Genomic DNA, 12,387 nt, shown 5'->3' with positions numbered 1-12,387 from the left:
ATACTCCTTCTTTAGATCTCTTGGTTTTTTCAAACCTATAGTCATTATACACTTTAATTTTGTAAATAACAACATAAAAACATATTTTATTTTTATTCGTACTTAGAGTAATCTATTTTCATGAGTTTAATGACTACTTGGCTTAAAAACATCCATCTAATTAGATTTTATGTTTATATTCACTCATTTGAATAAAGTAAATTTATGTATTTTTAATATAAGAGACTATGTTTATAAGACATTTTCATAATGTAAATACTCATATATAAATTGAATGATTTACACATATTTAAAATTTAGCGTGTTGTAAAGAATTTCACAATTGCCCATTAGGGCTTTATTTTTAATCTTTAGTTTGATATAATCATTTTGCACGCATAAATATGCCCAATTGGTGAAGTGGCATCACGCATCCATGGTAAGGATGAATCGCAAGTCCGATTCTTGCATTGGGCACCATTCATATACTTTCATTGAAGGTATTTTTTTTATATCTTTACGGATTTTGTTGCAGTAAATGTCGGAATATTATTATCTTTTAATATGCCTGATTCATTTGTATCTTCATATAAATCAAATAAAGTAAAACCAGATTTTAATTGACCACCAATTTGTTCTTCAAGTGTATGTGAAAATTGTATACCATAATCATTTGAAACCATAAAGTCATATTGCTCTTTATCTAGTAACGGATTAAATGGTAAATCAAATAATATTTTGCCATCTTCTGAATCGAATGCAAAATTAAGTCCATTATCAAGTCCTGATAATAATATGCCACCTTTTTTAAGTATTCTATAACATTCCTTAAAAACAGGTTCGACTTTTTCTATATAGACATTAGATACTGGATGAAATATTAAATCAAAGGTTTCATCTTCAAATGGTAAGGGATCTGTCATATCGTATTTTACTAACTTAATATCATAACCTGCCATTTTAGAAAAAATTAATTCACTTTCTAATTGTTTAGAAGAAAAATCAAGACATACAACATCTGCACCTAAGGCTTTAAAAATAGGCATTTGCTGTGCACCACCACTAGCAAGCCCTAATACTTTTTTACCCTTTAAATTACCAAACCATTCTTTAGGTACAAACTTATTTGGTGTAAGTTGCATATCCCAATTACCCTTTTGTGCTTCATAATATGCATCTAGTGTAATTGGAATACCCCATTTCCATCCTTCTTCTACCCATTTATCAAACATTAATGCATTTATTTTAGTATACTTTTTCATTTGATTATTTCCTTAATTTCAGATTTCAATCTTAAAGGTTTATATACCCAAGAAAGTGAACTTGAAACTATATTCTTATCATTACTTAAAAAATCCATTTCATCTTTAAATCCTAATAGATGATTAGATAGTTTTAAATAATACATCATGACCTTTGAATTCACATTAAATTTGGTAATATCTAATTTATTTAACATTTCTATTACTTTTTCTTTATTTCCTAAAGATTCATAATAATATATTATTTGAAAATAAAGTGCAAAAGCTTCTTCATCATCTCTAGTCGTTCTTAAAAATTGATTAATTTTAGAATCAATTGCTGTTGAACCTATTTGATGATTAAAAGTAATTTCATGCAAATACTGACTTAACAAATTTGCATATAACTTGTTTGAATGAAAATTTCTTTCCGATAATATCTTAACGATTTTAGGCCATAAATAATTTACACTTTCAGTGCTGTGTTCTAAAAATGTCGTTAATTGAAGTAAGTAAGATAATCTAAACAACTCATCCTTATCAAAAGCCTTTATTGCTGCAAAATCACCATATAAACCGTTTTTACTTACCCTTGATGACATTACGGCAAGTATTGTCATTAAACTTGTTATAATCATTAGGGTGAATAATATACCATTTATAATGTAGAGATTTGTAAATAAGAAGACAACCCATAATATAAATACAAATGCACCATATATAATTGATGCTTTAGGTCCTGCAAGAAGTACTTTCTTAAAAATATCAATCATTTTAACTTCATCTGCTTCAGTTTTAATTTCTATGTGTTCAGGTATAACAATACCACCAACAAGTAGAAAGAACATTGGTGCAAATCTTAATTTCCATCTCTTATCTTCCTTAACAAATGCAAAACCTAGAACATATATTGCTTTAATACCAATACCTAAACGTTTAAACTTTATAAAGTGTCCGAGTTCATGAAATAGTATTGCTAAAAATACAGAAATGATCCCATATATTATATGAAAATAAATAGGTGATGTTCCAAGTCCTAATTTAAAATGATGCCAGTATCCTTCATATTGTAAAAAAGTATCCATAAACCCTATAAAAATACCTATAATTATAATGATTAATACTTTAAGTAAATTCTTTTTCAAGTCAAATCACCTCTTCTAAAATATTATAACATCTAAACTTATCATTTTCTTAAAAATATGGCTTGACAAACACTCCTGATATTTGATATTATAATAAGGCAGCCTGTCGGTGTCGTATAATGGTTATTACAAGGCCTTGCCAAGGCTTAGACGGCAGTTCGATCCTGCTCACCGGCTCCAGTAAATATTTAAAAACTATCCCACCAAGGATAGTTTTTTATTTTATTTATCTTATATTTTAAATTTCTTTATTAATTGCCTTTTTTATATGCATCAATTACTACACTTGTTTCAGCATATCTATGTGCAATACTACTTGCAGCTGCTGCTGCAACAGCTCCTACTAAATCATCTAAGAATGTATTACAACGTAAAACCCCTTCAACCTTAGAATCTAAGTCTTTAATAATCCCTAATTTTAATTTATCGACATATCCAAAATTTGTAAGTCCAATAGAACCGTAGACGTTTACTATAGATAGCGCTAATATTTCATCAATGCCATAAAGACCATAATCCGTCATTAAAAGTGTTGATAAAGGTTCACTTAACTTTCCTTCTTCTGCTAAAATGTCTAGTTCAATCCCTGTTAATACAGCATTTTGAACCTCTCTTTTCACAAGTACACGATTTACGTGTTCGATACATGTTTCTAGCGTTAAATCTTTTAGATATTGCTTTTGTAATCCGTGTGTTATGTTAGCAATATCAATTACTTCTACCCCTCTTTGATTTAATCTTCTTACGATTAAATCATATTTCATTTCATCATATGATTTGTTATTCATCTGATTTTTGCCCTTCTTTCTTTGTTTGTTTTAATTTGTTTAAGTTCTTCTTCGTGTGCTAATATCTTTTTAAACGTCTCTAAATCACGATTTACAGTGACTTTATCAAAAGGAGGACGTTTCTCTCTTATCCATGTTTTAAGTTCAGTAATCGCATGAAGAGCGATTTTCTTTATATCTTCTGAGTATTGCATTTTATCTGCATTTTGAGTAAATTCTTTATGATCTAAAACAACTAATCTACCATTCGGATACATTCTAATATCTAAGTCATAATCTATATATTTAATTGCTTCTAAATCGATTACATAAGGACTAGAAACATTACAATAATAATGAATGCCATCTTTTTTTATCATCGCAATAATGTTAAACCATTCTTCTTCAAAAAAATAACATAATGCGGGTTCTTTAGTATACCAGTTTCTTCCATCAGATTCAATAACTTTCGTACGATGATTTCCTGTTACTAAATAAGATTCATTATCATCAATAATAAAAGAACTTGTCCATACTCTATGTAGACTACCATCATGTTTATATCCTTGAATTTGAATTTTTTTGCCTTTTTTCATTTTCATAATATTATCCCACCTGTGGTCTTTATTATAACATTGCTTAGATAAGTTTTAATTATTTTTAATTATTCCATAAAAATAAGCTCAAAATTTCTTTGAGCTTATTTTAAGTAATCTATTTATTTATGATGTTGGTAATTATTTCATTCATCTGTGGTAATGCTTTTTCCATATCTACTACAAGTTTCATCTGAGTTCTTGTACGGTCTAGATTTTGATCTGGATATTTTGTTCTAAAATACGTATCTCCATTAAGGTAATCCGTTAAAAATCTCATGCCACATTCATAAGTCATTAAAATTGCACCAAATGCCATGTTTTCAATTTCAAGTGGATGTAAAACACTTTTCACTTCATTAATAAACCCTAAAGAGAAAGTTTTATACTTTTCAATATTAAAGTTAACTTTAGTTAGATCTTTTTCATCTTCTAAGTTATCATTTGCACCAAAACGTATGGAATCTCCAAAATCATAAATGATACTACCTTTCATGATTGTATCTAAATCAATGACACATTGTGCTTTTTTTGTAATTGGATTAATGAGTACGTTATTGAGTTTGGTATCATTATGTGTCACTCTATAAGGCATCTTACCACTTTCTAAAAGTGTTGTAATCTTACTTGCATACTCATATCTATTTAAGTAAAATTCAATTTCATCTTTAACAAAATCTAATCTCTTGGCAATATTGTTTTTAATAGCTTCTTTTAAATGATCTAATCTTACTTTTGTATGATGAAAATCTTTAATTGGTTCGCTTAATGTATTTGCATCGAAATTTGATAATAACTTTTGAAATTTACCAAAAGCTATACCACTTTGATAAAAGAGTTCATTATCATTAACCATTTCATACCCTAGTCCTTCTTCAACAAATATGTAAGCACGCCAATATTCATTATTACTTGTTACATAATAGTCTTTATTATCTATTGTAGGTATAAGTGTTAATGATTCTGTAAAAGGGTTACCACCTTCATTAATAATTGATTGATGAGCAAATTCGGTTACTCTTTTAATGTTTTTCATTAATCCTTCAACATCTTTAAAGACATTAGAATTAATTTTTTGAAGTAAATATCTTCTGTATTTGAAGTTATCTAATTTATATACAACAACATGGGTTTCATTAATATGTCCTTGTCCATATCTAAATGTATTAATAAGTGTGCCTTCAAATTTAAAGTTTTTAGTAATGTTAATCATCTTTTTTCCCTTTCAAGTCCTTGATTTAATAGGAATTCATCAAATGCCATTTGACCTTCCATATTCGGTTTAAATACAGCGATATTAATTAGAATGTCTTCACATATTAAGTTAATTTCATTCTTAATAATCTCATGTATTTCATCTTTGTTTAGTTTTTTTGATTGTGTTTTTTGTTTTAAGTAATTAATAAATTCTTTATGTATATTTAAATCATTTGTTAATAGGTCTTCCTCACCACTATATAGATAATCAGTGATAGTATTGATTTGTCTTTTTAAGCGTACAGGTAGTATAAATAGCCCCATCGCTTCAATTAGACCTATACCTTCTGATTTGATATGATGATGCTTTTTATGTGCATGGAAGATGCCTTGTGGGTAATCTTTATTTGTGCGATTGTTTCTAAGTATCATATCTAGAATGTATGCATCATTAGTTCTTCTTACAATGATAGTTGCAGAGTTATGCATCTCATTATTTGTATTTGAAATGATATCAATTTTAGGGTTTGAATAACTTTTCCAATGATTTAATATTTTTGTTGCTGCATTTATGATGTTTTTTCTGTTTATAGACTCAAAACGTAGAACACTACTATACCAATTAAGTTTGGTGATATTAACATCTAAAAATTCCGGATCAATAAATTTAATGCCTTCACGAACTTTCATTAAAGGTAGAGTTTCTCTACCACCTTGAAAGTGTTCATGACTTAATATAGATCCTCCAATAATTGGAAGACTCGCATTAGAGCCTATAAAATAATGTGGGTACATATCAACAAAATTAGTTAATTTTTTAATTGTTGCATGATCTACAACCATTGGGGTGTATTCATCATTGATTGCAATTAAGTGTTCTTTAAAATATCCGTAAGGTGAGTATTGCCAAAACCATGATTCATTGTTTAACAAAATTGGAATTGTTCTTAAGTTTTGTCTTGCCGGATGATTTAAATTACCTTTAAATCCGACATTTTCTTTAGCTAATAATGAAAGTGGATAATCATTTTTTTCTACAAGTGATTTACGTTTAATTTCTTCATTACTTAATTCTGGTTTGGTTAAATTTATAGTAATTTTTAGTGGGTGTATTGTATTTTTTGATTTCCATATAATATTTTGATTAATCTTATTAATTTGAATATAATTATTTTTTATTTGGTAATCATAAAACCAATTTGTGCTATCTTCTATGGATTTAAAACTATGAAATTTATCTATAATTTTAGATGGTAATAAACTTAATATACCCATGAGTTTTGTAGTAATTAATTCATTTTCTTCATTTTTAAATATAAATTCACTACTATGTATAATTTCATTTAATATTTTATCAGGTGTCGTTTCTTTTGATGGATCAATTGTTGGTTTAGGTAGGTTATTCATACCATCTAATTTAAGGGCATCCCATAATAAATTTCTTTTATAAATTACATCCTTAGGATCTAATAAGAGATTATAGATTCCATAAGATATTAAATTTTCAATATGTTGATAAATCATTATTAAATACCTCCTTAAAAAACTTTTTATAAGTTATTTATTAGTTATATTTTATCATTATAATAACCTTATTAATATGTAGAAATTTAATATGTATTTGTATTATTTCACACTAAGGTGATATAATACTTTATAGAAAGGTGTGCGTAATTTATGTTTAAAGAAAGACCCATTTATGTCAAATCCATTCAGTCAACTTTACCAAAATTTAGTATCATGTCTGTTGGAACACATGATTTTAATATCTTAAAAGGTATTAAACAAGAAAGAAAACACATGCACTATACTATACATTTTGTTTTATCAGGAACAGGTTATTTTAATCTAAATGATAAATCTTATGAAATTGGTTCAAACCAAATATTTATTACACCTAAAAATAAAATGATGTCTTATTATCCTAATTTAAATGATCCTTGGACTTATGTATGGTTTGATATTGATGGTAATCAAGAAGAAATTAATGTTTTATTTAAATTATTAAACTTTAGTATTGATAACCCTGTTTTAAAATCTTTTTACTTTAATGATATTAAGGATGTCTTTAAGAATTTATTTAAATATGAAAATGATGATACTTTATATCCTATTTATTTAAATGATTTATTTCTACAAATCATCACTATCCTACTTAAGGAACAATATAGATATAACTTCGATAAACTAGACTATGTTGATAAGGCTGTGAAATATATTGAATTAAATTATTCTGATCCTAATTTAAAGGTTTCTGATGTCATTAATCACGTGTCATTAAGTCATAATTATTTAACGAATTTATTTAAAAATAAATATAATTTAAATATTATAGAATATATCATTTCTTTAAGATTAAACAAGGCTGCAGATTTATTAAAATCACCTAATATATCGATTAAATATGCTGCAAACTTTGTCGGTTATGATGATGTTGCCCATTTTTCTAAAGCTTTTAAAAACTATTTTAATGTATCTCCTTCTATTTATAGGAAGACATATTAAAAGGTTGTATCAATTTTGATACAACCTTTTTACTTTATTTTTTATTCATTTTAATTTTATAGATAATAAATGATGCACTACTTATTCCAAGTATTGTTAAACCAGCTATGACTGTATAAAGTGATACATTCATTTTTTGATTATCTTCTATAACGTTTACTAGAAAAGTATGTGTTATTTTAGAGTAATCCCCTTGAACGGTAATCACTGAAAATCCTTTATTTTTAGCAGTTAATAGGCCTGCTTCATTGACACTAATAATATCATTATTACTTGAATAAAAACTAAATGAATCCAGTTCATATTCATTTTCTATAAATGGTTTAAGTAAGAATGATTCATCGATGTTTAATTGTGTAACTTCTGATTCTAAATTAATTTTAGATATGTAGTCAAATGTATTAAAATTATTTTGATTAGATTCATTCGTTACTTTATTAGTAAGTTTAATATATGCAGGACCAAATGATATAACCTCAAATGTAAAATCACCTATTTTTTTTAAGTTAGTTGATGTAGTTATTTCTAAAATATCCTTATCATAGATAGTTTTTAAATTAATTTTTACAATTGTTCCTACAAAAAATGGGTTAGTATGTTGTTGTAGACTAAAGTTTAATTCGTTATTTACTCTAATATTCTGAATTATTTTTTTCATGGTGAGCTTATCAAGAATTTCTATTTGAAAATCACCTGATTGTGTTGCAATTAAATTTTCTTCGTCAATTATTTGAAAAGATTCTGGCCAAATAACTTCATAATAGTTTTCTAATAAATTTAAAGGTATTTCATATGCTGATTTTTCATATCTATAAATTGAATCTTCTATATGAATTTGTGCATCAAGTTTTTTATATATATAAAGATCAATTGATGATTTTTTTCCAAATTCATCAAATAAATCTATTTTGGTATATCCTTCTTTTAACGTATTTATTATATTTGACGTGATATTTACAAAATATGGATCATATTCTATTTTTGAATAATCGGATAAATATTGTAGAAGATTCGATTCATTATTTCTTAAATTTAATGTATTATTTTCATCACTTTTCCCGTAGGTAAACATTGTTTTTAGTGTTACATCAATTAAAATATCTACACCTTCAATTTTGCGCAATTTTTGGTCTTTTTCAATAATAAGTATTTCATCATCAATTAAGAGTTTGCTTAAATTATAAGGTTGATTATTAACATAAATATCACCGTCACTGTATATTGAATCTTCTATAATTTCATATGACACTTCATTTAGGTAAATATCATTAAGTGGATGATTAAATATTTCTAGGTTTGATGGGTAGTATGGATTTAAACTTATTATATTTGTTTTAGATATAATATCTGCTAGATTTTTTCTTCTTGTTATTTTAAGCAGTATAGGTTCATCTTTTGTGGTATTTATATTATTACTAATATGTAAATTATCTATATCATCGATTTGATATCTATAATCAAACATAATATGATCAATTCCTAATTTGTCTGATATAAACTGATTATCTTTTATTGTGATATCTTTTGAACTTTCAACAATATAAAAACCTAGACTTATACCACTTCCCCATAGTCCATGATTAGTTCTAATATTAAAGGTATTTTCTGCAACATATAAGGATTCAAAATATTTAATTGGATGATCGTTTTGAATATATAATAGTAACCCTACATCATCAAAATAATTACCATATATAACAGCATTTTTACCATTTCTTATTTTAACGCCACCATCTGCATTATTTTGTTGTCCATTAAAGTAGTTATTATAAATAAATAGTCCATCAAATCCTTTAGAATAGATTAAATGATCTTGGTTAAAGCCTAGGGTTAATCCACTTTTATCGTTATAATGTAGTTCTTCTATGTGGTCATTAATATGAATGATGTTATTATTTATATGAATATTTTGATCACCATTTAAATTATTAATTGCAGTCATAAAATAGCCTTGATCACTATTGAGTATTAATTCATTATTATTAGATGATCTTTGAATGTTATTGTATAGTCTTTGAATGTTTGCTGTTACAAGATGTTTTGTTTGATCATAGTTTTCAAGTAATCCAAAATAGTTATGGTGGATATTTGAGTTAGTATTATAGTATGTTGCAATACCTCTACCCTTACTAAATTCATCTCTTAAAAATATATTTTCATATATATCAATACCTTGATAATTCCTACTAATATAGTATGCAGTTAATTCACCACCATTTAAATTGTCGGCATTTGGTTTTAAACCGGTCATTAAATTCATGTCTGGTTTTTTACCATTGATAAAGACATTATATCTAATGGTAAAGCGGTCATGATTGTTGCTATTAGAAAATATTAATACATTATCAAATATAAAGTTTTCAATTATAATATTACTTAAATCTACATTAAATCTATCTCTAAATATTGCAGCATATTCATTATCACTACCGTGTATAATTGTAGAACCATCTATTGCACCTTTTAAATTGACTTTGGGTGCAAAAAAAAGTTCTCCCGATACGATATATTTTCCACTTGGAAAATATATACCTTCATAGGTATCAGGTAAATTATTGATTAAATTTTGTATTTTAACGGTATCATCAATTTTGTCATTGCCATAGATGCCATAGTCATTGACGTTATAATAGTTATCTTTATATGCATATGATTTAGGCATTATAAAAATCATTATGATGCCTATTATCATAATTAGTGTCGTTATCTTTTTAATCATGATTATACCTCATAGGTGAGCTTAATTATTTTGTTTTGTTCACTAAATTTATATTTATTATTTGAAAGTATTTCATAATCTACATTTGATTTTGTAATTTTAATGTTTGATAGTTGGGTTTGGTTTAAGGTTTTAAACCATAGTTGTTTTTGATTGTTTTTTTCAAATAATATGTAATTTCCGGTACCTTCAATTAATATGTCTGATTCATATAACTTATCATTGAATATATTTATATATGTATATTTTAAATAGTTTACAACATGAATATCATCTTGTAAAACTATAACTTTAGGTAGTTTATCACTGGTTTTAAGTGTCAGCATGTACCATAAATTATGATTATCTTTATGTTCGGCATATGCTTTATAATATGTTTTTTCATAAGGTGTTGTTGATTCAAAGTCATTTATATCTTTATAACTACCTTTAAGTTTTTCAGTTTCATAAACGAGTTCTTGATTAGATAGTATATTTAAAGACTTACCACCAAAAATAATTTCATTTTTACTTATTAGGTCAACATCAGTTAAATTATAAATGGTTGTATGAACATTTAAGTTGCTATTTACATTACTTACAATTTGAAGAAGTCCTTGTTCAAATAAGAGGTAGGATTTGTTTGCCTTTGTTTGATCAAATGGTGAATTTAGGTCAAAATGAATCCATGTTTGATTAGAAAGTGTTAAACCAAATGTCATTTGATTTAAGTGAAGAAGTCCTTCTTCGTCTAATGATATTTCTTTATTAGAATTTGTTACCCCACTTAAGTAATATGGATTTATTGTTGGGTAATACCCTTTTTCGTAGATTGATTTAGGTCCAATATAAAGTGGCGTATAACCTAAGTTAAAATACCAACCTTTTTTATTTTCACCATTCATATATTCATGAGTTAATATGTTTTTACTAGATAGTGATACACCAAAAAAATGATTTTTCGATTGATATACATATTGATTCATTTGATTATAACTTCTTGTAAGGGATGTTTTTTTAAGTTCTTTGTTTAATAATATTATATCTTTTAAATCATCATCAATTTGAAACTCTTGATGTATGTTTTCTGAAATTAATCTTATGATAATATTTTTTCTTTTATTATCAAATAATAAAGATAGTCGAAGTATTGCATTAATTATGCGGCTTGCTGTAGAAAAATCAGTGTTATTTGATCTGGAGATACTTCTTCCTCTTAAAGTATCTAAAAAATATCCATTAAATATAAATGGTAAAAAGTGTTTTTTAATTAAAGTAAATATTTTATCTAATACTTTATTAATCTTTATGTTTGACTTTAAAAATGTAGTCATTAAGTAACTGATGTTTGTTAATAAAACTTCACCGTAAGCACCATTATATGCAACATAATCATGTTGTATAAATGAACCGTCTTTATAAAATCCATCACCTGTTTTTACATAGTCAAATACTTTAATAAGTAATTTAAAGTTGTTTTTTAATAGTTTGTAGTCTTCATGAAAAATATAACGCCAGTTGGTTATTTCAATTAAATCTGTAAGGTTTGCACCTGTTGATTTAAGTTGTTTTCTTTCATCCCATCTATAATGCATGATGTCAGCTTTAGGGCTAAATCTATAAATTATGTCTAGATAATATAGTATATTGTTAATTTCTAGATGATCATAAATTAGTACGAGTATACGCATAATTGCTTTAGGTATACCTATTTCATAATCCCACCAATTTTGTGGATAGTTTATATTGATGTTATAAGCTTTATTTATAAGTGTATCGATATTTAGAATATCTTCTATGAAGTCATTATTTGATTTTTTAATCTTGTTTTGAATGTTTTCCAAGACTAATCTAAAGGCATTCGTGATTTGTCTAGAATGTCTAAATTCTATATTTTTTATGTAGGTATTAATATCATCCGGTAAGTAGTTTATTATTGGTTTTTGAACTAAATATATATTTTTATAGTAATCAATAATCTTTAGATTTGAATCATCTTTTTCTAAATATTCAAATTGTGTAAATAATTGAGGTGTATGATGCTCAAGGTATATTTTTGTACTAAAAGGTATATATATTTGGTATGTGCCTTGATTTGATATATGTACATCATATGTATGGTTATTTGAATGTATTTTTAATATTGATGGGTTGATATCTTTAGATAAAACAAAACGAAAGAATACAAAGTTATCCTTCGTATCCTTTCGTATGTTTTTAATATTTTTGATGTCTTTTTCTATTAGTTTTCTCATTAAT

Annotated in this window: 9 protein-coding genes and 2 tRNA genes; 3 read left to right on the top strand and 8 right to left on the bottom strand. The window is 26.0% G+C overall.

Annotated features, from left to right (window positions below):
• The first annotated feature begins 385 nt into the window (after positions 1-385).
• Positions 386-459 (top strand) — tRNA-Thr (locus tag G324_RS0104260).
• 29 nt (positions 460-488) lie between these two features.
• Here the strand turns inward: G324_RS0104260 and G324_RS0104255 are convergent.
• Positions 489-1,241: a class I SAM-dependent methyltransferase gene (locus G324_RS0104255; RefSeq protein WP_025725159.1), complete on the bottom strand. Its 753-nt coding sequence runs from the start codon at positions 1,239-1,241 to the stop codon at positions 489-491.
• On the bottom strand, positions 1,238-2,365 hold the full coding sequence (locus G324_RS0104250; RefSeq protein WP_162146891.1) for a M50 family metallopeptidase: 1,128 nt from the start codon (positions 2,363-2,365) through the stop codon (positions 1,238-1,240). Before G324_RS0104250 ends, G324_RS0104255 begins: the two co-directional genes overlap by 4 nt.
• A 105-nt stretch (positions 2,366-2,470) precedes the next feature.
• On the opposite strand from G324_RS0104250, the gene G324_RS0104245 reads away from it, so the two are divergent.
• Positions 2,471-2,545: transfer RNA gene (locus G324_RS0104245), tRNA-Gly, on the top strand.
• A 71-nt stretch (positions 2,546-2,616) separates the two neighbouring features.
• Here the strand turns inward: G324_RS0104245 and G324_RS0104240 are convergent.
• The 4 genes from G324_RS0104240 to G324_RS0104225 form a co-directional block, all read right to left on the bottom strand.
• Positions 2,617-3,153 (bottom strand): phosphatidylglycerophosphatase A family protein, encoded by a 537-nt coding sequence (locus tag G324_RS0104240; RefSeq protein WP_025725157.1) that lies wholly within the window; start codon positions 3,151-3,153, stop codon positions 2,617-2,619.
• A complete protein-coding gene (locus G324_RS0104235) occupies positions 3,150-3,734 on the bottom strand; it encodes a DUF402 domain-containing protein (RefSeq protein ID WP_162146890.1) in 585 nt (194 codons plus the stop codon). The genes G324_RS0104240 and G324_RS0104235 overlap by 4 nt, the downstream gene beginning before the upstream one ends.
• 112 nt (positions 3,735-3,846) lie before the next feature.
• Positions 3,847-4,941: a phosphotransferase gene (locus G324_RS0104230; protein WP_025725155.1), complete on the bottom strand. Its 1,095-nt coding sequence runs from the start codon at positions 4,939-4,941 to the stop codon at positions 3,847-3,849.
• Positions 4,938-6,449 (bottom strand): galactose-1-phosphate uridylyltransferase, encoded by a 1,512-nt coding sequence (locus G324_RS0104225; protein WP_162146889.1) that lies wholly within the window; start codon positions 6,447-6,449, stop codon positions 4,938-4,940. Before G324_RS0104225 ends, G324_RS0104230 begins: the two co-directional genes overlap by 4 nt.
• A gap of 153 nt (positions 6,450-6,602) precedes the next feature.
• Here G324_RS0104225 and G324_RS0104220 point away from each other — a divergent pair, with 153 nt between their 5' ends.
• Positions 6,603-7,430, top strand: a complete 828-nt coding sequence (locus G324_RS0104220) for an AraC family transcriptional regulator (protein ID WP_025725153.1) — start codon at positions 6,603-6,605, stop codon at positions 7,428-7,430.
• Between the two features lie 34 nt (positions 7,431-7,464).
• Here G324_RS0104220 and G324_RS0104215 read toward each other — a convergent pair whose 3' ends face one another.
• Entirely contained in the window at positions 7,465-10,149 is a 2,685-nt protein-coding gene (locus G324_RS0104215) for a glycosyl hydrolase family 28-related protein (protein WP_025725152.1), read from the bottom strand.
• 2 nt (positions 10,150-10,151) lie between these two features.
• On the bottom strand, positions 10,152-12,383 hold the full coding sequence (locus G324_RS0104210) for a polysaccharide lyase family 8 super-sandwich domain-containing protein (protein WP_025725151.1): 2,232 nt from the start codon (positions 12,381-12,383) through the stop codon (positions 10,152-10,154).
• Positions 12,384-12,387: the final 4 nt, after the last annotated feature.

It is taken from the genome of Acholeplasma granularum ATCC 19168, from assembly GCF_000526235.1.
GTDB classification, from domain to species: domain Bacteria; phylum Bacillota_I; class Bacilli_A; order Acholeplasmatales; family Acholeplasmataceae; genus Acholeplasma; species Acholeplasma granularum.
The sequence above is the reverse complement of the archived record's forward strand: the minus strand, read 5'-3'. Positions and strand labels throughout refer to the sequence as shown.